Origin of the sequence: Methyloversatilis sp. MC4-4, assembly GCF_049843555.1 — a bacterium.
GTDB classification, from domain to species: domain Bacteria; phylum Pseudomonadota; class Gammaproteobacteria; order Burkholderiales; family Rhodocyclaceae; genus Methyloversatilis; species Methyloversatilis discipulorum_B.
The window spans coordinates 268,081-287,586 of sequence record NZ_JBBHZK010000004.1 but is presented as its reverse complement, the minus strand read 5'-3'; the positions used below and the strand labels follow the sequence as shown (position 1 = coordinate 287,586).

The following is a 19,506-nucleotide window of genomic DNA, read 5'->3' as shown; positions in this document are numbered from 1 at the left end:
GCAGGAATCGCGAGCAAGCTCGCTCCCACGACAGGCTCGCTTTCCGAACCCGAGGGTGCGGGAGCGAGCTTGCTCGCGATGCGGCCGACGCCAACCGCCCGGCGTCTCTCAGGCGCGGCGACGCACCGCCAGCGACAGCAGGCCGAGGCCCGCCAGCATCATCGCGTAGCTGCCGGGCTCGGGCACCGCGAGCGCCAGTGCATGCGTCGCCTGCACGTCCAGCGTCGGCGCCATCGCGTACCACAGCCCCTGATTGAAGTCGCTCGCCGAATCGCTGATCACGCCGACCGAGGTGTGGCCACTGCCCAGCACTTCGAAAGACAGCGTCGCCAGCGTCAGCGAGGTCTGACCCGCGTCGGCCACGCCGGGGAAGGCGGAACCGGACAGGGCGAGGCCGGTGAAGGCCGAATCGTCGCTCCAGCCGTCGGCAAGCGACACACCCAGCAGCTTCAGCAGGCTGCTGTCGAAGGACAACGCCATGCCGAAGGCGAGCAGTTCGTCGCCAGCGCGTTCACCGTCGAAGGGCTGGAGCAGCGACACATCGAGCGTGAAGGTCTGGCCGACCGCCGCGCTTGCGGTACCGGACAGCGAAACGGTGGCGGCCTGCGCCGACAGGGTGCCGGCGGCGATCAGCGCGGCGACGAGGGTTTTCATCATCATCTTCATTCTCCTTGCGTGGCGGAGCCGTCAGACCCCGCCTTCAGTGCTGAACGGGCGCTCACTGCTTGGTGAAGAGCGCATACCAGAGCTTGTAGTCGGCCTGTGTGATGCAGCGGTCGCTGTCGAAGTCGGCCAGCGGCTGGTAGCGCGCATCGCCGTCGCAGCTGCCGATCGCTGCGCGCTGCACGTCGCGGTCGGCGACGTCGATGCGGCCGTCGCCGTTGATGTCACCGCGCTTGCGCACCGCGAAGGGCACACGCGGGGCGGCGTCTTCGTAGCCGTCGTTCAGCAGGAAGGCGACGTAGTACTCGCCGGCAGCCAGGCCGCTGAACGACGCCGTGCCTGCGGCGGCGCCGGCGTAACGCCACAGCACCGAGGGGCTGCTGCTGCCCGGCGTCTGGGTCGAGCGGTAGATGCCTATCCAGTCCTTCGCATTGCCCGGCATGCCCGACCAGTTCACCTCCAGCGTGTCGCCGGTGCGGATGAGGTTGCGGGTGACGCCGAGCACGCGCGGATCCGGTTCCGGCTCGCTGCCCTCACCGACCGTGAATTCCACGCGGTTGGATACTTCGGTGTAGGAGTCGTTGATGTACAGCGCGAGGAAGTACTCGCCATCCGGCAGCGGCTCCGGCGGCGACAGGCTGCCGCTGGCGCGGCCATCGACGTAGTAGTAGTTCACCAGCAGGTCGATGCCCGGCACAGCGCCCTTGCGGAACACGCCGATATAGTCCTTGGCCGTGGCCGGACCGTCGGAGAAGCGGATGTCGAGACGCTCGCCGCTGGCCAGTGCGGTCTTGACCAGGCTGACGCTCGCGATCTCGCTGCCGACGGCAAACGGCACGCGGTCGGAGATTTCGAAGTAGGCGTCGTTGATGAAGAAGGCCGCGTAGTAGTAGCCCTTGTTCAGCGTACCCAGCGTGACGCTGCCGGCTTCGGTCGGCGCATAGGCCCAGGTGGTGGAACCGATGCCGCCCGGCGTCTGGCCGACGCGATAGACGCCGATCCAGTCCTTGGCGCCGGCCGGCGCGCCGCTCCAGCTGAAGGTCGGGCGCTCGCCGACGTTGAACTGGGTCTTGTTGATCGCCAGTTCCGGCATGTTTCCGACATAGAACGCGATGCGCGGCGCGATCTCGACGTAGCTGTCGTCGGTGAAGAAGGCAGCGAAGTACTCGACGCCTGCCGCCAGTCCCGAGAACGCCATCTGCCCGCTCACGCCCGACACATAGCCCCACTTGATCGACGGCGTGGCCGAACCCGGCGTCTGCCCCTTGCGATAGATGGCCACCCAGTCCTTGGCCTTGCCGCGACCGTTCAGGTACTCGACGGTCACCGGCTCGTCCGGTGACCACACCTTCTTCGCCAGACGCAGTGCCGGGTCGCCGTCGGCGCTGCCTTCGACCTTGAAGCTGCGCGCCTCCGACCACGGCGACCATTCGGCATTCGCGTCGCGGTGGCGGGCGCGGATGTAGTAACTGCCGTTGTTCAGGCCGTACTGCTGCACGGTATAGGTTTCGATATCGACGCCGGCATGGATGTCCACCGGCTCGTAATCCGGTGCGCCGGTGTCGCCGTAGACGTTCTCGACGTCACGGATCAGGTCGACCACGGTGCTGGAGAAAGCGGCATCGCGGGCGATCTGGAACTGCGTGCTGTTCAGCGCCATGCCCGACATCGACATGAAGGACGACAGCTTGAACGACTGCGGCAGCGTGACCGTTTCGCCATTGGCCGCACCGTTCAGCTCGGGCTTCTCCGGTGCGGCCGCATCGAGGCGACGTTCGAATTCGTCGATCAGCCGGCTGTTGTAGGCGAAGCCCAGCTTCGGGTGTCCTTCGGCATAGGTCGACACCTTCATCGAGCGCGCGTCGAGATCGAAGTCGATCAGCTGCCAGGTCCAGTTGGCGATGGTCTTCTGCACGTCATCCATGTCGCGCTCGGTCGACTGGCCCCAGAACTGGTCCCAGGCGGTACCGCCGCTGATGATGTGGTAGATCGGCCAGTCGCGGGTCTGACCACGCGCGTACAGGTGGTGGTGGGCGCCGATGTTCAGCGCGTGCTTGCGCGTGCCGGCCAGTATCGGCATCGCGGTGTCGCGGAACCACTGCGAAATGTCTCCGACATACTGTTCCGCCTGATAGGGACGATGCACGACGCTGATCACCCAGTCGACGTCCGGATCGGCGTCGGCCGCGGTCACCACCTTGCGCAGCCATTCGGCCTGTGCCGAAAAGCCCGATTCCGAGTTCAGATACACCAGCAGTACGCGACCGACCTGATGCGCGTAATAGCTCTCGTCGGCCGCGGCGGCGATGCCCTTGTAGCTGATCTGGTCGTAGAAGTTGTGCGCGCGCCAGTTGGCCAGACCCGGGTCGTAGTAGGTTTCGTGATTGCCCAGCGCGGTCATGATGGCCAGATTGCCGGACACGACGGCCGACGGCTTCATGTGCACGAATTCGTAGTGATCGAGCGTGCCGACGTCGACCTGGTCGCCGTTGTTCAGCATGAGCTGCACCGACTCTTCCAGCGGCAGACCGGTCAGGGACTGGATCTTGGCCTTGGCCGCCTGCAGCAGCGGTGTGTGGCGATCGTCATTGCGCAGCTGATGGTCACCGGTGAGCAGGATGCGGAAGTGACCGCTCTTGCGCGCCGCCGTGGGCTGGGTGCGGAAGCGGAACACCGGCGACACCTGGCTGCCGGTGCGCACGCGGTAGGTGTACAGCGTTTCCGGCTGCAGGCCGGTGAGTTGCACGCCGTGCAGGCGGTAGTTCGCGGCCAGCGTCTGCGCCGAGCCGGAGGCGGTGCGGTTCAGCGGTCCGCCATCCACGCCGTATTCGACGACGGACTCGTCGCCTTCGGCGGTTTTCCACGATACCCAGATCGAGTTCGCGGTCGGCGTCTGCAGGTAGGGAACGATGTCGGCTGCGACTGCGCTCAGCGACGCGCAGGCGCACACCAGCGCGGCGACGGCGATGCGCAGCCGTCGCACGAATGCGGCATGGAAGTTCATGGTCGGTACATCCGGAAGAAAACCGCCGGATTACAGCGACCCCGGATTACATCTTCGAACGGCTTACCGCCTCGCGGGTGAGCCGTTCGGATCATCCATGCGGCGAAAACATCGACAGCTCAACGGCTTGCACCGCCCACGCACTGTACCGGTCGCGCGACCGCTACAGCCATGCGCAGCCCCTCAGCGGATCGCGGCTGCGATGTCCGCGGCCAGCGCATCGGCCAGCCGGCCGTGCGCCTCGACCAGCGCTTCGTAGGTCTGCGCGCTCACCGGTTCGCTGCGGCTGAAGCGGCCGCTGCCGATGTCGGTGCCGTCGCGGCGGACGGCCCACACGGCTTCCAGCGTGACCGACGAGAAGCCGTCGGCATCGAGGCGCAGCACGTCCACCGGCACCGTCAGGTCGGGCCGGGCGACGCTGTTCTGCGGGGCAGCCACCACGCGCGCCAATCCGCGCTCGCGGGCGATGGCGGTGGCGAGCCGGCGAGCCAGTTCGGCTTTCAGCGACCCCGCCCAGCGGTGACCCTGTGCCGGCTCGGCGCGCGCACCGGCGACGCGCTGCACGATCTGCAGACGGTCCACCGCTTCCGGCAGGCTGATCGGACCGACGACGACGCTTGGTGACGCTGCGCCGGCAGCGACCGGCGCTTCGCCGGTGGTGAGCGTGTAGTGGCGTACGGTGGGCGAACTGCCGCATCCGCCAAGCAGCAGTGCGACGATGGCGACCGGAATCAGACGAAGAAGGATCACGGTTTCTCCTCGGGCTTGCCGCGCAACAGCGCTTCCGGGTTGCGTTCAAGCGTGTCGGCGAGGTGGCGCAGCGACTGCGCGGCGCGCGACAGTTCCTGCAGGCTGTCGCGCAGGTCCTGCTGCAGCGGCGCGTCGCTGGCCAGCAGGCGGCGGCCGTCGGCGACCGCGGCGCGCGCCTCGGCCATGGTCTGCTGCGTTTCGGCGACGGCGGCGCGCACTTCGTTCGATGCCAGTCCGTCCAGTCGCTGCATCAGCGCCTCGGTGCGCTCGACCGCGCTGGCCAGACCGGCGATGGCGCGGCGCGTTTCGGCGGCGATGTCGTCCAGCGGCAGGCGGTCGATCTTGGCGGCGATGCGGCTCAGCGTCGCCTGCAGTTCGTCCAGGCTGCCGCGCTGCGTCGGCAGCTGCGGCGGCCGCCCGGCCCAGTCGACCTTCGCCGTGTCCGCATTGGGAAAGAAGTCCATCGCGACATAGAGCTGACCGGTGACCAGGTTGCCGTTGCGCAGCTGGGCGCGCAGACCGCGCTTGATCAGGCGGTCGACGAAGGCGCGGAAGTCGGCCTCGCTCATGTCCTGCGTGGTGTCCTTGCGCGACTGCATGCGCTCCGGGAACACCGCGATGTCCACCTGCAGGCCGACGTCGGCGGCATCGACATCGACGTCGGGCGAGATCGCGATCACCTCGCCGATCTGGATGCCGCGGAAGTCCACCGGCGCGCCGACCGACAGGCCGCGCAGGGTTTCGGTAAAACGCAGCTGCCAGATCTGCGCGTTCGAGCTGGGCTGCTTGAGCGCCTCGGCGCGGGTCGAGAACAGACGGAAGTCCTGGCCCGCCGGGGCTGCGTCGGTATCGCCTCCGGGCGGTGTTTCGAAGGCCAGCCCGCCGGCCAGTATCGCGGTCGCCGATTCGGTGTTCAGCTGCAGCCCCTCGGCGCCCAGCTTGAGATCGATGCCGCTGGCGTTCCAGAAGCGCGTGTCTATCGTGACGAAGCGGTCGTACGGCGACTTGATGAACACCTGGATGTCGAGATGCTGACCGGCGTCGTCAAGCTTGAAGGCGGTGACCTGCCCGGCCTGGATGCGCCGGAAGTACACCGGCGTGCCGACGTCGATCGAGCCCAGCGAGTCGGCGTGCAGCGCAAAGCTGCGCCCGGGCACGCCGAGCGACACCACGGGCGCATCCTCCAGCCCGACGAAATCGCGGCGCGCCTCGCCCGACTTGCCGGCATCCATGCCGACATAGGTACCCGACAGCAGCGTATCGAGACCCGACACCGCGCTGCCCGACACCTTGGCGCTGACCACCCAGAAGCGCGTGTCCTCGACCAGCAGCGGTGCCGCCTCGCGCGCCATCTGCGCGATGGCGACGACGTGGCTGCCGTCCTCCGCCAGCCGAACGGTGCTGATCTGGCCCACGTCGACGTCCTTGTACTTGATGCGCGTCTTGCCCGGCTCGAGGCCGGCGCCGGTGCGGAACTGCAGCGTCACCACCGGCCCCTGTTCGTACCAGGTGCGGGCGGCGAGGAAAAGACCGATCAGCGCGGCGACGATGGGAATGACCCAGACAAGCGGGATGCGGAAGCGGCGCGGCGGGTCGACCACGGCGGTGGGCAGCGCGGGCGGAGTCGGGTCAGACATGGGTGGCAGGTTTCCCGGGTTCGGTGAGGGGGTCCCAGATCAGTCGCGGGTCGAAGCTCATCGCCGCAAACATGGTCAGCACGACGACGGCGCCGAAGGCGATCGCCGCCGGCCCGGCCTCTATCGTGGCGAGGCCACGGAAGTTGACCAGCGCCACCAGTATCGTGATGACGTAGATGTCGAGCATGGACCAGCGGCCGACGAATTCGACGATGCGGTAGAGCCGTGTGCGCTGCATGACGCTGCGGCGCGAGCGGCGCTGCACCGTCACGGTAAGCCAGGCGAGCGCGATGATCTTCAGCAGCGGCACCATGATGCTGGCGAAGAACACCACCGCTGCCAGCGGCCACGAACCGCTCTGCCACAGGAACACGACGCCGCTCATGATCGTGTCCTGCTGTCGACCGAGCAGTGAGGACGTGGTCATCATCGGCAGCAGGTTGGCCGGCACGAACAGCACGGCCGCGGCGATGATGAGCGCCCAGGTGGTCGATACGCTGGCCGGCTTGCGCGGGTGCATCGGCGCCCGGCAGCGCGGGCAGCGCAGCAGCGCCGCGTGGTCAGCAGGAATGTGCGCCAGCTGGCCGCACACGTGGCAGCTCATCAGCCCGGCTTCGCGTGCGGTCAGGTCGCGCCTCATCCGTTCGCGCCCTCCGGCGGCACCTGCCACAGCAGCCGCGTGTCGAAGGCGCGCCCGGCCAGCGTCAGCGCGACGATCAGCGTCGCCATCGCCCAGAAGGCGGTGCCGAGCAGCACGGTCGCCATGTGCGACAGCTTCACCAGCGACACCAGCATGCCGAGCAGGAACACTTCGACCATGCCCCAGGGCTGCACCGAACGGACCAGCCGGAAGAAAGGCGCCAGCCGCGGTGACACGCGGCCGAGGCGCAGCGGCAGCAGCACCATCAGGATCATCAGCAGTTCGAGCAGCGGGAACAGCAGCGCGGTGCCGAACACCAGCGCGGCGACCGGCGTCATGCCGTCCTGCCACAGCACCTGCACCGCGCCGATCAGCGTCACCTCGACGCGCCGGCCCTGCAGTTCGAGGCCGACCAGCGGATAGACGTTGGCGATCACGTACAGGATGGCGGCAGTCAGCGTCAGCGCCAGCGTGCGATCGAGGCTGTCCGGCGGGTTGCGCGCGAGGAAGGCGCCGCAGCGCACGCAGCGCGCAGTCTGCCCGGGCGCGAGTTCGGGCTCGGTCTGCAGCAGATCGCACTCGTGGCAGGCGATGGTCTGGGCGGGCAGCGTGGGATGCGCGTGGGACATGGGCATTACCGTGGAATCAGCGACGATTGTGCGGGCCGCTGCCCCGCCACGCAACGAGGTCGCCGCCGGAGCGCCTGCAGTGCGGCGTCAGCGCACACCGACGCCGTCGCGCGCCGCCAGCTTGGCGGTGATGTAGTCGGCGTGCGGGATGTAGAGCAGATCGGCCACCTTGCGCATCACGTGCGCCTCGTGCGCGTGCAGGTGGCCGTCGGCATAGGCGACCTGCCACATCAGCTCGATCACGCGCAGCTTGCGTGCGGCGTCGAAGGCGCGGTTCAGCTGGCCGGTAAAACGCTGATAGTCGTAGGCCTCGGCCGCCGCGGTGGTGGCCAGTTCGATCAGGCGTTCGATCTCGTCGTCGGCGAGCGCGAACTTGTCGCGCAGTGCCTGCATCGCGGCGGCACGCTCGTCGTCGCCGATGTCCGGGTCGGCGCGCATCACTTCGACCAGCAGCACGGCGGTGGCCAGCTGCAGCTGGTGTTCGGTGGCAACCGGATCGACCGCCGGTGCGGCGAAGCTGTCGAACAGCTCTTTCAGGGTACGGAACATCCACTCATCCTCGTTCGGGCCGGCGCAGGTCGCCGGCCGTGTTGTGCAGAGTGTGCATCGGTGCGGCGTGTTCCCGCCCGCGCCGCATCGGGCGACGGACGATCACGCCGGAAGCTGCGCAAACTCGCGCGCCAGATGATCGACCAACCCGCGCACCGCCGGCAGCAGGCCGCGGCGCGACGGGAACACGACGTGGGCGATGCCGCAGCGCGGCGCCCAGTGCGGCAGCACGTCGATCAGACGGCCGCTGGCGAGGTCGTCGCGCACCATCATGGTCGGCAGCTGGGCGACACCGACGCCGTGCAGCGCCGCGCTGCGCAGGGCGGCCAGATCGTCGGTCACCAGTCGCGGCGCGTGGCGCACCTGCGCGCTGGCCCCGTCCGGGCCTTCCAGCATCCACGCGTGGTCGCGCTGCGCCGGCCCCCAGGCCACGCTGGGCAGCGTTGCGAGATCGGCCGGCACGCGCACCTCGCCCAGCGGCGCGATCAGGTCCGGGTGAGCGACCAGGCGTTGCAGGCTGTCGCCCAGTACCTTCATCACGAGGTCGGTGTCCTCCAGCGGCGGAAAGCGCACCCGGATCGCCAGGTCGAAACCTTCGCGGATCACATCCACGCGCCGGTTGGTGCTCTCCAGATGGATCTGCACGCGCGGGCAGGCCGCCATGTAGCGGCTCAGCATGTCGGCTACCTGGTATTCGAGCAGCGCGGTCGGACAGGCCAGCCGTACGATGCCCTGCGGCTCGGCGCGCGTGCGCTCGACCGCCTCCTGCGCCGCCTCCGCCTCGACCAGCATGGCGACGCAATGACCGTAATAGGCCTGGCCGATCTCGGTCACCGCGAAGCGGCGCGTCGAGCGCTGGATCAGGCGCACCCCGAGACTGTCCTCCAGCAGCGCGATGCGCCGGCTGAGCTTGGACTTGTGCATGTCGAGCGCGCGCGCCGCCGACGCAAAGCCGCCGTGCTCGACCACGCGAGCAAAGTAGTAGAGGTCGTTCAGGTCCTGCATCTCAGTTGCCACACCGCCTCCATCGTTCCATCAATAGAACACTGAATAGCGATTTTGCCGTCTAGTGCGTCGATTGTCCCGAATCTAGTATTCACCTCAACGCAGCACGGTTCAGACGGAACGGTGCGAACGAACAGGAGAAACACCATGAAGAAGATTTCGGGTCTGTACAGCGCACCGCGCCAGCACTGGGTCGGCGACGGTTTTCCGGTGCGCTCGCTGTTTTCCTACGATTCGATGGGCCGCCACGTGAGCCCCTTCCTGCTGCTGGACTACGCCGGCCCGGCGAACTTCGAGCCGTCGGACACGCCGCGCGGCGTCGGCCGCCACCCGCACCGCGGCTTCGAGACGGTCACCATCGTCTATGACGGCGAAGTCGCCCACCAGGACTCGACCGGCGCCGGCGGCGTCATCGGCCCGGGCGACGTGCAGTGGATGACCGCCGGTGCCGGCATCATCCACGAGGAATTCCATTCGCCGGACTTCACCCGCCGCGGCGGCCCGCTGGAAATGGTGCAGCTGTGGGTGAACCTGCCGGCGCGCGACAAGCGTGCCGCGCCCGGCTACCAGCACCTGGCGAAGAAAGACATTCCGGTGGTCGAACTGCCGGACGGCGCCGGACATCTGCGCGTCATCGCCGGTGAGTACGCTGGGCACGGTGGCCCGGCCCGCACCTTCACGCCCATCAATGTGTGGGACCTGAAGCTGAAAGCCGGCGCCGACCTCGAACTGACGGTGCCGGAGGGTCACACGCTGGCGCTGGTGGTGCTGCGAGGCCTGATCCACGCCAACGGCAGCCAGCCGGTGCGCGAGGCGCAGATGGCGCTGTACCACCGCGAGGGCAGCCGTTTCGCGATCGCCGCCGAAACCGACGCCACCGTGCTGCTGCTGGCCGGCGAACCGATAGACGAACCGATCGCCGGCTACGGGCCCTTCGTGATGAACACGAAGGACGAGATCCGCGAGGCGATCGACGATTTCAACAGCGGGCGTTTCGAGACCGCGACCGCCTGAACCGCTTCACCCCCTGCGCGCACCGGGGCGCGCAGGGATCACTCCGCCGGGAGCCACAAAGGCCAAAGCCACCCACCCGGCACCCAACCTCAACTGCAAGGAGAATCGCCATGACCACGAAGACCTACAAGAAGCTGAACAAGGACGACGCCGTGATGCTGCTGGTGGACCACCAGGCAGGCCTGCTGTCGCTGGTGCGCGACATCGACCCGGACAAGTTCCGCAACAACGTGCTGGCCACCGCCGATCTGGCCAAGTACTTCAAGCTGCCCACCATCCTGACCACCAGCTTCGAACAAGGCCCGAACGGCCCGCTGATGCCGGAACTGAAAGAGATGTTCCCGGACGCGCCCTACGTCGCCCGCCCCGGCCAGATCAACGCCTGGGACAACGAAGACTTCGTCAAGGCGATCAAGGCCACCGGCCGCAAGCAGCTCATCATCGCCGGCGTGGTGACCGAAGTGTGCGTCGCCTTCCCGGCCCTGTCGGCGATCGAGGAAGGGTTCGACGTATTCGTCGTGACCGACGCCTCCGGCACCTTCAACGACATCGCCCGGCATTCGGCCTGGGACCGCATGTCGCAGGCCGGCGCACAGCTGATCAACTGGTTCGGCGTGGCGTGCGAACTGCACCGCGACTGGCGCAACGACGTCGAAGGCCTGGCCACGCTGCTGTCCAACCACATTCCCGACTACCGCAACCTGATAACCAGCTACAACGCGCTGAAGGGCTGAAGCCCGAAGGCATGAGGGCGGGTCGTCCGGACGGATGACCTGCCAGCGTCATGTCCGGCGATATCATAGGCACGCTCTGAACCGCTCGATGCCCGCCGCCTATGTTCATCGCCCATGCCCCATCGGGCTATCTTCTCGCCACGCAGTTCGTCGATCGTGCGCGAACGCTGCCCGTCCGCGCGAGGGTCGCCATGGCGGCCGGCGTGATCGGCGCTCTCGCGCCGGACTTCGACATGCTGTGGTTCTACCTGGTCGACGCCCGGCAAACCCACCATCACAAGTACATCAGTCACTGGCCTGTCCTGTGGCTGTCGCTGCTTCTGCTTGCACTGCTGTGGCGGCACACGAGGCCCTTGAGTGCAGGCGCCGCCGTGCTCGGCATCTTCTCGGCGGGAGGGTTGCTGCATATGGTGCTGGACAGTGTCGTCGGCGACATCTGGTGGTTCGCACCCTTCATTGACCGCCCGTTCGCGCTGTTCACCGTGCCTGCGCTGCACACGCCCTGGTGGCTCAACTTCCTGCTGCACTGGTCGTTCGCGCTCGAACTGGCGATCTGCGTCGGTGCAGTGATTACCTTTCGCCGCCGCCAGCGCAGCGGTGTCCCGGCCAAGGTCTGAACCGGTGTGCGAGGCGCACCGCCGGACGGAGGTCCCGCCGGCACTTGCGTGAATCACGCTGCAGGTGCCGGCAGGGTCCGCACGATCAGACGATGGACGACGTGTCCGCCTGACCGTAAGGCCGGGTGCCGTAGTAGGCGTGAATGCCCTTCTCCCAGGCGACGTCGGCCATATCGGGCCAGTGGTTCTTGTCGAAGCCCGGTGCGCTTTCGAGGCGCTCCTTGTTCACGTCGAGCACGAAACGCTTGTTCTCGGTGTCCAGCTTCAGCGCGTCCCACGGGACAGCGAACAGCTTCTCGCCCATGCCCAGAAAGCCGCCGAAGGACATCACCGCGTAGCTCACGTGGCCGGTGCGCATGTCCAGCATGATTTCCTTGATGTCTCCGAGTTCTTCCGACTGCTTGTTGTAGACCTCGTTGCCGATGAGGGTGTCAGCCCCCATCAAATGGGGCCCGGGGCCGGTGTGCGCATCCGGTCCTGCTCCGTTGTTTCGTGCCGGCTTGTATATGCCGTAGGCGTCGCGATCTTCATAGTTCATGGTCATCTCCTGTCGAAGGTGTGCAGTCGTCGCAGCGGAACCCGCCGCGTACCTGCTTCCTCCTGCAGCAGACTAGGCGCCCGCGACAACGCGGTCTGTTCGGCAGCCCACGCAGCCACCGCTCAGGCCCGGAACTGCGCGGCCGCGAATGCCCAGACCATGCGTGAGGCATCGGGCCCGCGCGGGTCGCTGCTGGGCAGTTGTGCGGCACCGCCGCTCCATGCGTGCGCCAGCCCATGTACCTGGACCAGCCTGGACACGATGCGGCCGGCACGGCGGAAATCGGTCACCGTCATCGCGTACCGCTGACCGCGCTGCACGTCGCGTGACGGCCGTACGCGCGCGCCCGCAGCGTCGGCCCATTGCTGCGCGGCGGCCTGGGCGTTCTGCAGGGCCACCACCGGATCGGCGTCACCATGGATCACCAGCAGCGGGGGCCAGCCGCTTTCCATCGTCAGCGGGGTCGCCGCCAGAGGTTGCGTGGCGCGACGGCCGTGCATCGCACCGAGTGCCGACAGCGTGGAGTGGGCGGTGCCCGGCGGCACACCCGAGTGCATCGCCACGGCGCGGAAGCGGTCAGGGTGACGGGTCACCAGCAGGGCCGCCATGCTGGCGCCGGCCGACAGTCCGGCGATGGCCACCCGCCCGGAGTCGGCCGGGTGCAGCAGGCACACCTGGTCGATCATCTTCATGATCAGCGCCGCTTCGCCACTGGCGCGGCCGGCGGTGGCGTCGAACCAGTTCCAGCACCCCTGCGCGTTGGCCAACCTGTCCTGCTCCGGGTAGAGCACGAGGAAGCGCTCGCGCATCGCCACCCGGTTCATACGCGTGCTGCGGGCGAAGGCGTTCGCGTCCTGGCCACAGCCGTGCAGCATCACCATCAGCGGCAGGCGCTCGCCGATCGCGACACCGGGCGGTCGATAGAGCCTGAAGCGGCGCGCACCGGCGACACCGGTGGCAATGCCGAGCACCCACGCCCCGTCGCCCGGCGGTGGTGTGCGCCGGCTGACCACCGGCTTCATCGCCCGCCCCACTGCGCGCGCGCCTGTCTTCATCGCGCTGCGGGTGATGGCGACCAGGCTGCGTTCGAGACTGCGGGCCCAAACCGACTTGCGTGTGCGTTTTTTCATCGGCCCATTATGCGGTGCCTTGTGCGACAGCCCTGCGCGCGCCGACGGATCACCGTGTCATCGGCGCGTCGCCGGTCAGAAGGCCGTGCGCACCAGCCCGCCTTCGGCGCGGATCGCCGCACCGTTGATCACCGCGGCGCGGGCGCTGGCGATGAAGGCGACGACGGCGCCGATTTCCGCCGGGTCGATCAGCCGCGCGATCAGCGACGACGGCCGGTTTTCGGCCATGAAGCGGCGCTGCGCCTCGGCCGGTGGCAGATCGGGAAACAGGTCCTGGATGAATTTCTCGACGCTTTCGGTGCGCGTGGGGCCGGGCAACACCGCGTTCACCGTCACCCGCGTGCCCTGCGTCAGTTCCGCCAGCGAGCGCGACAGGCCCAGCTGCATGGTCTTGGTCGCGCTGTAGTGCGCCATTTCCGGCGCCGGGCTGATGCCGGATTCGCTGGATATGAACACCACCCGGCCGTCGCCGCGGGCCAGCATGCCGGCGAGGTAGTGCCGGGCCAGCCGCACACCGCTCAGGATGTTCACCTCGAACAGACGCTGCCAGTCGGCGTCGCTCTCGTCGAAGAAGCCGACCGCCTCGTAGATGCCGAGATTGTTCACCAGGATGTCGACCTCGGGCAGCGCGGCCAGCGTGGCGGCACACCCCTCAGCCGTGCCATTGTCGGCCACCAGCGGCAGCAGATCGGCCTGCGGATGGCTGGCGCGGATGCTGGCGACGCCGGCCTCCACGCTGGCCGCGCTGCGCCCGTTGATTACCACCTGCGCACCTTCGGCCGCCAGCGCGCGGGCGATTTCCAGCCCGATGCCATTCGACGACGCGGTGACCAGGGCGCGCCTGCCCTTCAGTTCGAGATCCATGTGCAGCTCCTTGCAGTTGATGTGCCTGCAAGTGTGCCGCCGGCTTATCATTTCATTAACCGTCGAAAATACAATTGATTGTTGACTGTGCGTCAAATATCAACCGGACCACGCCCATGACGACGCGCACCGAAGACCTGCTGGCCTATCTGGCGGTGGTCGATGGCGGCTCGCTGACCGCGGCCGCCGAACAGCTCGGGCAGACGGTGTCCGGCGTCAGCCGTGCGCTGGCACGGCTGGAACGCGGGCTGGACAGCACCCTGCTCGTGCGCACGACGCGGCGCATCGACCTGACCGAAGAGGGCCGGCTGTTCGCCGACCATGCGCGGCGCATCGTCGCCGCGCTGGCTGAGGCGGAGGAATGCATGGCCATCCGCCGTCAGCGCCCGGCCGGGCGGCTGCGCGTGGACGCCGCCTCGCCCTTCGTATTGCATGTGCTGGTGCCGCGCGTCGGCGCGTTTCGCGCGCGCTACCCGGACATCGAACTGGAGCTGCACAGCAACGACCGCATCACCGACCTGATCGAACAGCGCACCGACGTCGCGCTGCGCATCGGCACGCTTCCGGATTCGACGCTGCACGCGCGCCTGCTCGGCCGCTCGATGCTGCGCATGCTGGCATCGCCGGCCTATCTGGCCGTACACGGCGAACCGGCTGACGCGGCGGCACTCGCCGCGCACCGGCTGATCGGCTTCACCGCGCCGGCCCATCTGAACACCTGGCCGCTGCGCACGGCGGACGGCGAAGGCTGCGCGATCCGCCCGTCGCTGTCCGCGTCCAGCGGCGAAACGGTGCGCCAGCTCGCGCTCGCCGGCGAAGGCATCGCCTGCCTGTCGGACTTCATGACCGAGGACGACCGGCGCAGCGGCCGGCTGGTCGAGCTGCTCGCACCGCTGCGCGTGGCGAGCTTCCAGCCGGTGCATGCCGTGTATTACCGCAACACCACGCTGGCCGCACGCATCGCCTGCTTCATCGACTTCCTCGCCGAAAGCTGGCCGGCGCCTGGCGGGGATTGAAGGCGACGGTAGGGCGGGCGGACAATCTGCCCTATTTCGCTGAGCGCGCTGTCACAAGTGCAGGCGCTGGCGCGTCTTCGACGCGTATCCACTCCCGCTCTGGCGCCCGCACATGACCTTGACCACCCACACCTTCGATCAGCACCGCCGGCGACTGACCGGCATCGCCTACCGCATGCTCGGCTCGCGCGCCGACGCCGACGACGTGCTGCAGGACGCCTGGCTGCGCTGGCACGAGTCCGCCCCGGCCGACCTGCGCTCCGCCGAAGCCTGGCTGGTCACCGCGGTGACCCGGCTCAGCATCGACCGGCTGCGCGCGCGCAAGGCCGAAGCGCAGCACTACGTCGGCCCCTGGCTGCCGGAACCGCTGGCCGAGCACGACCTGATCACGCCGGAATCGCGGCTGGAGCGGGCCGACGACCTGTCGTTCGCCTTCATCGCGGTGCTCGAACGCCTGAGCCCGGACGAGCGCGCCGCCTTCCTGCTGCGCGAAGTGTTCGACTACGACTACCCCGAGGTCGCACAGGCGCTGGACAAGAGCGAGGCGGCCTGCCGCCAGCTGGTGCATCGCGCGAAGACGCGGGTGGGTGAACAGCAGCCGCGCTTCACCGTCGACCGCGAGGCCCATCTGCGCGTGCTGCGCCGTTTCATGGCCGCCGCGCAGTCGGGCAAGCGCGACGACATCGAAAGCCTGCTGGCGGACGACGCGATCGCCGTGTCGGACGGCGGCGGCAAGACCTGGGCCACGCTCAAGCCGCTGCACGGCGCTTCGCGCATCGCCTGGCTTTACTACGCGGTCGCGCGCAATCCGGACATCAGTCTGGAATGGCGCGAGGGCCTGGTGAACGGCGAGCCGGCCATCCTGCGCTTTCGCAACGGCGTGCTGCACTCGACGCTGTCCATCGTGACCGACGGCGAACGCGTACTCGCCCTGTACGGCGTACTCAATCCGGACAAGCTGGGCAGCTTCCGCATCGACTGACGCAGGCGGCTGTCACACCGGGCGGCCGGTCGTCGTCTTGTCCATGAGCGCATCGATTCCGCTGCGCCCTCACATGGAGAAGCTCTCATGCACGGCCTGCGTCTGCCCTACTTCCGCCTCGCGCCGGAAGCCTACAAAACCCTGTACGCCCTGTCCGACCAGATCGGCCGTGGCGCGCTCGACAAGAAGCTGGTCGAGCTGGTCTATCTGCGCGTGTCGCAGATGAACGGCTGCGCCTTCTGCCTCGACATGCACGCAACCGCGCTGCGTGGGCTGGGCGAGGATGCCCAGCGCATGGACGTCGTCGCTGGCTGGCGCGAATGCAGCTTCTTCGGCGACGCCGAGCGCGCCGCGCTGGACTGGGCGGAAACGCTGACCCGCATCGGTGACGGCGCACCGCAGGACGCGCAGTTCGACGCGCTGAAACAGCACTTCAGCGACACGCAGATCGCCGAACTGACCTTCGCCGTCGCCACCATCAACGCCTGGAACCGCATCGCCGTATCGATGCAGCAACCGATCGAGCGGAGGGCGTCATGATGCGCCGCGCGTCGCTGTTCGCCGCGCTGCTGTCGCTGGCGTTCATCGCGCTGCCTGCCCCCGCGCACGAAGCCGGTCACGGCGGCGGCGTTGCGCAGCGCCTGAGCCAGCCGTTGCAGCCGGGTCTGGACGAAGGCGTGCTGCTGGTCGTCACGCTGGCCCCCGGCGAAGCCAGCCCGGCGCACCGTCACCGGGCGCATGCATTCGTCTACATGCTGGAGGGCGAAGTGCTGATGCAGGTGGCGGGCGGACCCGAGCGCCGGCTCAAGCCGGGTGACGTGTTCGAGGAAAAGCCGGACGACATCCACACGCAGGCGCGCAACCTGAGCAGCACGGCGCCCGCCCGTTTCGCCGTGTTCATGGTGAAGAAGCAGGGCGTGCCGGTGGTGCTGCCGGCGAACTGAGCGACCGCCGTTCCGCGGCGCGCCGCGGAACGCAGTCTGCTATCGTCCCGACGCTCCGACATCACGGCAAGTCTCATGAGCGTCATCACCGTCTATCACAACCCGAAATGCAGCAATTCGCGCGGCGCGCTCGAACTGATATGCGAACGCGGCTTCGAGCCCCAGGTCGTCGAATACCTGAAAACCCCGCTGTCGACCGCGGCGCTGCGTGCGCTGGTCGCCGCCTGCGGCGTGCCGGTCCGCGAACTGATGCGCAGCAAGGAAGCGCTGTACGGCGAACTGGGCCTCGATGACCCGACGCTGGACGACGACACGCTGATCGCTGCGATGGCCGAACACCCGGTGCTGCTGAACCGCCCCATCGTGGTCACCCCGCGCGGCGCCCGGCTGTGCCGACCGCCGGAAACGGTGCTCGACGTGCTTCCTTGACCCGGTCCGCGACGCGCATCATCCGTGAAACGCACACGGGATGCGCATGCAATGGAGGCCCCACAGGCGGGTAGCCGTTCCACGCTATCAGCATGAGACATCTGTGCACGCGTGATTGTCATGCGCTACCATGCGACCGCCTTCGGCGGGCAATGACGCCCGCCTGCTCATTTCAGATATGGAGGATGACCCGCATGTCCCTACGCCCAGGACACGTGCACGCCCGCCCTTTAATTTCGCGCGTCATTGCGCGTGCCTGCAGGCGCGTTCTTTCGTGGACGATGCTCGGCGCGGCAGCGTGCACACTCGCAGGCTGCGTGCCGGCCATGAAGGTGGCGAAGGTGGATCCTTCAACAGGATTCCTGCATAGCGAAAAGCCCATCGCCGCAAAAGCCGAACGCGTGCGCGGAGAACGGGTTGACCTTTCGAAGCACAAGGACCTGCTGCTGGTGACCGGATACACACCGGAAACCGCGAAATTCCTGGCCGCGCAGATCAGTGAAATCGGCGTTTTCGATTCGGTCGTCACCCTTCGCGAGCTCGAGGAACAGGTGATCCGCCATGGCCTGCAGGACCGCATCGTGTCTCTGGACAGCCAGATCGCCCTCAGTCGCGTAGCCCGGCACTACAAGCCTTTCCTGTGGCTGCACCCGAAAACCGTCAGGGAAAACGACAAGTCCTACGGCAGCCTTGTGCTGCGCGACGCGGCGACCGCCACCGATCTGTTCGAGGCACGCATCGATTGGTCGTTCGGCACGTCCGATGAAACATTCTGGTACCCGCTGTTCAACGAACTGATCGCTTGGGTCAATGAAAACCGCCAGGGAGAAGAGTGACATGCAGGCGCGCGCACTCCGAAGTCTGGCCTTCATCCTTTCCGCATGTGTGCTGACGGCCTGTTCGATCGGAAAAGTCCAGCCACTCGATCCGGTTTCGGGCACCCTGCCCGCCAAGGCCAAGGCCGACATCCGTACCCAGGTGGCGCTGGATCTCGATCAGCGCAGGAAGCTTGTGGTTATCAGCGATGCGGAGCACGGATTCTTCAAACGACAGATCGAACAGTTCGCCTATTTCGACGAGGTCATACCGCGGTCCGAACTGGAAGTACGGATCATCCGCGCCCAGCTGGGCGACGAAGTTCCCACGATCGCGGATCGCATCGGCCTGAACAACGCGGCGCGGCGTTACCGCCCGTTCCTGTGGATTCACGTTGAGCGCACCCGGAAGGACAACACGCCGTTTGCTCAACTCGTAATGACCGACGCGACCACGATGGAAGACTTGTTCGTCGCGGAAACCGAGCTCGACTTCGCCTGGAAAGGCGTCAACGACCAGTACAACTGGTATCCATTGATGAACGCGCTGGTGGACTACATCGAGAGCAATTCGAACACCTGGCGGAGACCCGCTGGCGCGACGCCGGCCAAGTAGAGGTCCGGGGCGTCCGGTCGCAAGGACGGCGGCGTAACCACGCCGCCTTGCACCGGGCGCTCGCGCGGTGGAGGGCAGAGCACTACCGGTGCGCCAGGCAAAGCGCTAGATTGACGATCCCATCAGCGCCATCGACGAAGCATGCCCGACAGACGTCATCGCGCCTGCACAGGACCAATCCGCCCATGAGAAAGACCGGACCGAACAAGGCCGAAACGGATCTGTTGCCCGCGTTCGAAGGACTGACACTGAAAGACATCGTCATTCCCGACACGAAGGAAGCCGTCGCTGCCGCAGTCGCTGAGATCCGCGCAGCCGGCGAAGCCGGCTTCGACACCGAATCCAAACCCACCTTCAAGCCGGGTGAAGTGAGCAGCGGGCCGCACCTCGTGCAGTTCGCGCTGCCCGACCGCGCCGTCCTGTTCCAGATGCACGACAGCGCCAGTCGCGATGCGGCGTCCCTGCTGCTGGAGGATCCGGCGGTGCTGAAGATCGGCTTCGGCCTCAGCGCCGACCGCAGCCAGATCCACGCAAAGCTCGGCGCCACCTTGCAGTCGGTGCTCGACCTCGACCACCTGTTTCGCCGTCGTGGTTACAACAACTCGTTGGGCGCACGCGCCGCCGTCGGCCTGGTGCTGGACCGCAATTTCCGCAAGTCGAAGTCGGTGACCACCACCAACTGGTCGCTGCCCCGTCTGAGCGATGCGCAGAAGCTCTATGCCGCCAACGACGCCTACGCGGCGCTACGCGTATACCTCGCGATCACGCTGACGCCGCAGGAAAGGCAGGCGCTGCTGCCAGGGCGCTGAGCGCGTCTCGTCGCGGTCGGAAGACCGCTCCTACACCCTCCCGAGGCTCAAGCCACGCGTCTGGCGTCCTCCTGTGGGAACGGCAGTGGCCGCGACACGGCCACTGCCGTCCGCAGGCTTC

At 67.5% G+C, this 19,506-nt stretch carries 22 protein-coding genes; 11 read left to right on the top strand and 11 right to left on the bottom strand.

Annotated features, from left to right (window positions below; all coding sequences use genetic code 11):
* Positions 1-108: 108 nt before the first annotated feature.
* From WDZ97_RS17355 to WDZ97_RS17320, 8 genes are all read right to left on the bottom strand, one after another.
* Positions 109-660: a cohesin domain-containing protein gene (locus WDZ97_RS17355; protein WP_341930662.1), complete on the bottom strand. Its 552-nt coding sequence runs from the start codon at positions 658-660 to the stop codon at positions 109-111.
* A gap of 58 nt (positions 661-718) precedes the next feature.
* Positions 719-3,667 carry a fibronectin type III domain-containing protein gene (locus tag WDZ97_RS17350; protein WP_425763584.1) on the bottom strand — a complete coding sequence of 983 codons (2,949 nt, stop codon included), beginning with the start codon at positions 3,665-3,667 and terminating at the stop codon, positions 719-721.
* Between the two features lie 183 nt (positions 3,668-3,850).
* Positions 3,851-4,417, bottom strand: coding sequence for a PqiC family protein (locus tag WDZ97_RS17345; RefSeq protein WP_425763583.1), 567 nt, complete (start codon positions 4,415-4,417; stop codon positions 3,851-3,853).
* Positions 4,414-6,054 carry an intermembrane transport protein PqiB gene (locus tag WDZ97_RS17340; RefSeq protein WP_304001506.1) on the bottom strand — a complete coding sequence of 547 codons (1,641 nt, stop codon included), beginning with the start codon at positions 6,052-6,054 and terminating at the stop codon, positions 4,414-4,416. The genes WDZ97_RS17345 and WDZ97_RS17340 overlap by 4 nt, the downstream gene beginning before the upstream one ends.
* Positions 6,047-6,694 carry a paraquat-inducible protein A gene (locus tag WDZ97_RS17335; RefSeq protein WP_425763582.1) on the bottom strand — a complete coding sequence of 216 codons (648 nt, stop codon included), beginning with the start codon at positions 6,692-6,694 and terminating at the stop codon, positions 6,047-6,049. The genes WDZ97_RS17340 and WDZ97_RS17335 overlap by 8 nt, the downstream gene beginning before the upstream one ends.
* Positions 6,691-7,323, bottom strand: a complete 633-nt coding sequence (locus WDZ97_RS17330; protein WP_304001510.1) for a paraquat-inducible protein A — start codon at positions 7,321-7,323, stop codon at positions 6,691-6,693. Before WDZ97_RS17330 ends, WDZ97_RS17335 begins: the two co-directional genes overlap by 4 nt.
* A gap of 87 nt (positions 7,324-7,410) precedes the next feature.
* Entirely contained in the window at positions 7,411-7,872 is a 462-nt protein-coding gene (locus WDZ97_RS17325) for a TerB family tellurite resistance protein (RefSeq protein WP_304001512.1), read from the bottom strand.
* Positions 7,873-7,974: 102 nt separating this feature from the next.
* Entirely contained in the window at positions 7,975-8,877 is a 903-nt protein-coding gene (locus tag WDZ97_RS17320; RefSeq protein WP_425763665.1) for a LysR family transcriptional regulator, read from the bottom strand.
* A gap of 147 nt (positions 8,878-9,024) precedes the next feature.
* On the opposite strand from WDZ97_RS17320, the gene WDZ97_RS17315 reads away from it, so the two are divergent.
* The 3 genes from WDZ97_RS17315 to WDZ97_RS17305 all read left to right on the top strand — a co-directional run bounded on the left by WDZ97_RS17315 (position 9,025) and on the right by WDZ97_RS17305 (position 11,242).
* Positions 9,025-9,891, top strand: a complete 867-nt coding sequence (locus tag WDZ97_RS17315; protein WP_425763581.1) for a pirin family protein — start codon at positions 9,025-9,027, stop codon at positions 9,889-9,891.
* 110 nt (positions 9,892-10,001) lie between these two features.
* Positions 10,002-10,625, top strand: a complete 624-nt coding sequence (ycaC, locus tag WDZ97_RS17310; RefSeq protein WP_304001515.1) for an isochorismate family cysteine hydrolase YcaC — start codon at positions 10,002-10,004, stop codon at positions 10,623-10,625.
* 101 nt (positions 10,626-10,726) lie between these two features.
* Complete coding sequence (locus WDZ97_RS17305; RefSeq protein WP_425763580.1) at positions 10,727-11,242, top strand: metal-dependent hydrolase; 516 nt, start codon at positions 10,727-10,729, stop codon at positions 11,240-11,242.
* Positions 11,243-11,327: 85 nt separating this feature from the next.
* Here WDZ97_RS17305 and WDZ97_RS17300 read toward each other — a convergent pair whose 3' ends face one another.
* The 3 genes from WDZ97_RS17300 to WDZ97_RS17290 form a co-directional block, all read right to left on the bottom strand.
* On the bottom strand, positions 11,328-11,780 hold the full coding sequence (locus WDZ97_RS17300; RefSeq protein WP_425763579.1) for a PRC-barrel domain-containing protein: 453 nt from the start codon (positions 11,778-11,780) through the stop codon (positions 11,328-11,330).
* Between the two features lie 122 nt (positions 11,781-11,902).
* Entirely contained in the window at positions 11,903-12,910 is a 1,008-nt protein-coding gene (locus WDZ97_RS17295) for an extracellular catalytic domain type 1 short-chain-length polyhydroxyalkanoate depolymerase (protein WP_425763578.1), read from the bottom strand.
* A 75-nt stretch (positions 12,911-12,985) separates the two neighbouring features.
* Positions 12,986-13,774 carry an SDR family NAD(P)-dependent oxidoreductase gene (locus WDZ97_RS17290; RefSeq protein ID WP_425763577.1) on the bottom strand — a complete coding sequence of 263 codons (789 nt, stop codon included), beginning with the start codon at positions 13,772-13,774 and terminating at the stop codon, positions 12,986-12,988.
* Between the two features lie 116 nt (positions 13,775-13,890).
* Between WDZ97_RS17290 and WDZ97_RS17285 the strand changes: the two genes are divergently transcribed.
* From WDZ97_RS17285 to WDZ97_RS17250, 8 genes are all read left to right on the top strand, one after another.
* The gene (locus WDZ97_RS17285; protein ID WP_304001526.1) at positions 13,891-14,790 is read left to right on the top strand and encodes a LysR substrate-binding domain-containing protein; all 900 of its coding nucleotides are present in this window, start codon (positions 13,891-13,893) and stop codon (positions 14,788-14,790) included.
* 112 nt (positions 14,791-14,902) lie between these two features.
* Positions 14,903-15,772 (top strand): RNA polymerase sigma factor SigJ, encoded by an 870-nt coding sequence (gene sigJ, locus WDZ97_RS17280; RefSeq protein WP_341422600.1) that lies wholly within the window; start codon positions 14,903-14,905, stop codon positions 15,770-15,772.
* Between the two features lie 87 nt (positions 15,773-15,859).
* On the top strand, positions 15,860-16,312 hold the full coding sequence (locus tag WDZ97_RS17275; RefSeq protein WP_425763576.1) for a carboxymuconolactone decarboxylase family protein: 453 nt from the start codon (positions 15,860-15,862) through the stop codon (positions 16,310-16,312).
* Positions 16,309-16,716: a cupin domain-containing protein gene (locus tag WDZ97_RS17270; RefSeq protein ID WP_425763575.1), complete on the top strand. Its 408-nt coding sequence runs from the start codon at positions 16,309-16,311 to the stop codon at positions 16,714-16,716. Before WDZ97_RS17275 ends, WDZ97_RS17270 begins: the two co-directional genes overlap by 4 nt.
* 75 nt (positions 16,717-16,791) lie before the next feature.
* A complete protein-coding gene (gene arsC, locus WDZ97_RS17265; protein ID WP_425763574.1) occupies positions 16,792-17,145 on the top strand; it encodes an arsenate reductase (glutaredoxin) in 354 nt (117 codons plus the stop codon).
* Positions 17,146-17,339: 194 nt separating this feature from the next.
* On the top strand, positions 17,340-17,981 hold the full coding sequence (locus tag WDZ97_RS17260; RefSeq protein WP_425763573.1) for a hypothetical protein: 642 nt from the start codon (positions 17,340-17,342) through the stop codon (positions 17,979-17,981).
* A 1-nt stretch (position 17,982) separates the two neighbouring features.
* Entirely contained in the window at positions 17,983-18,576 is a 594-nt protein-coding gene (locus tag WDZ97_RS17255; protein ID WP_425763572.1) for a hypothetical protein, read from the top strand.
* Positions 18,577-18,761: 185 nt separating this feature from the next.
* Positions 18,762-19,385 (top strand): 3'-5' exonuclease, encoded by a 624-nt coding sequence (locus tag WDZ97_RS17250; protein WP_425763571.1) that lies wholly within the window; start codon positions 18,762-18,764, stop codon positions 19,383-19,385.
* Positions 19,386-19,506: the final 121 nt, after the last annotated feature.

Bases quoted from the DNA above. Each gene is read 5' to 3' on its own strand.
- ycaC (WP_304001515.1), top strand. From the start codon at position 10,002: ATGACCACGAAGACCTACAAGAAGCTGAACAAGGACGACGCCGTGATG.
- WDZ97_RS17295 (WP_425763578.1), bottom strand. From the start codon at position 12,910: ATGAAAAAACGCACACGCAAGTCGGTTTGGGCCCGCAGTCTCGAACGC.
- WDZ97_RS17320 (WP_425763665.1), bottom strand. From the start codon at position 8,877: ATGCAGGACCTGAACGACCTCTACTACTTTGCTCGCGTGGTCGAGCAC.
- arsC (WP_425763574.1), top strand. From the start codon at position 16,792: ATGAGCGTCATCACCGTCTATCACAACCCGAAATGCAGCAATTCGCGC.
- WDZ97_RS17340 (WP_304001506.1), bottom strand. From the start codon at position 6,054: ATGTCTGACCCGACTCCGCCCGCGCTGCCCACCGCCGTGGTCGACCCG.
- WDZ97_RS17255 (WP_425763572.1), top strand. From the start codon at position 17,983: ATGCAGGCGCGCGCACTCCGAAGTCTGGCCTTCATCCTTTCCGCATGT.
- WDZ97_RS17290 (WP_425763577.1), bottom strand. From the start codon at position 13,774: ATGGATCTCGAACTGAAGGGCAGGCGCGCCCTGGTCACCGCGTCGTCG.
- WDZ97_RS17300 (WP_425763579.1), bottom strand. From the start codon at position 11,780: ATGAACTATGAAGATCGCGACGCCTACGGCATATACAAGCCGGCACGA.
- WDZ97_RS17355 (WP_341930662.1), bottom strand. From the start codon at position 660: ATGATGATGAAAACCCTCGTCGCCGCGCTGATCGCCGCCGGCACCCTG.
- WDZ97_RS17325 (WP_304001512.1), bottom strand. From the start codon at position 7,872: ATGTTCCGTACCCTGAAAGAGCTGTTCGACAGCTTCGCCGCACCGGCG.
- WDZ97_RS17335 (WP_425763582.1), bottom strand. From the start codon at position 6,694: ATGAGGCGCGACCTGACCGCACGCGAAGCCGGGCTGATGAGCTGCCAC.
- WDZ97_RS17275 (WP_425763576.1), top strand. From the start codon at position 15,860: ATGCACGGCCTGCGTCTGCCCTACTTCCGCCTCGCGCCGGAAGCCTAC.
- WDZ97_RS17330 (WP_304001510.1), bottom strand. From the start codon at position 7,323: ATGTCCCACGCGCATCCCACGCTGCCCGCCCAGACCATCGCCTGCCAC.
- WDZ97_RS17305 (WP_425763580.1), top strand. From the start codon at position 10,727: ATGTTCATCGCCCATGCCCCATCGGGCTATCTTCTCGCCACGCAGTTC.
- WDZ97_RS17250 (WP_425763571.1), top strand. From the start codon at position 18,762: ATGAGAAAGACCGGACCGAACAAGGCCGAAACGGATCTGTTGCCCGCG.
- sigJ (WP_341422600.1), top strand. From the start codon at position 14,903: ATGACCTTGACCACCCACACCTTCGATCAGCACCGCCGGCGACTGACC.
- WDZ97_RS17315 (WP_425763581.1), top strand. From the start codon at position 9,025: ATGAAGAAGATTTCGGGTCTGTACAGCGCACCGCGCCAGCACTGGGTC.
- WDZ97_RS17270 (WP_425763575.1), top strand. From the start codon at position 16,309: ATGATGCGCCGCGCGTCGCTGTTCGCCGCGCTGCTGTCGCTGGCGTTC.
- WDZ97_RS17350 (WP_425763584.1), bottom strand. From the start codon at position 3,667: ATGAACTTCCATGCCGCATTCGTGCGACGGCTGCGCATCGCCGTCGCC.
- WDZ97_RS17285 (WP_304001526.1), top strand. From the start codon at position 13,891: ATGACGACGCGCACCGAAGACCTGCTGGCCTATCTGGCGGTGGTCGAT.
- WDZ97_RS17260 (WP_425763573.1), top strand. From the start codon at position 17,340: ATGTCCCTACGCCCAGGACACGTGCACGCCCGCCCTTTAATTTCGCGC.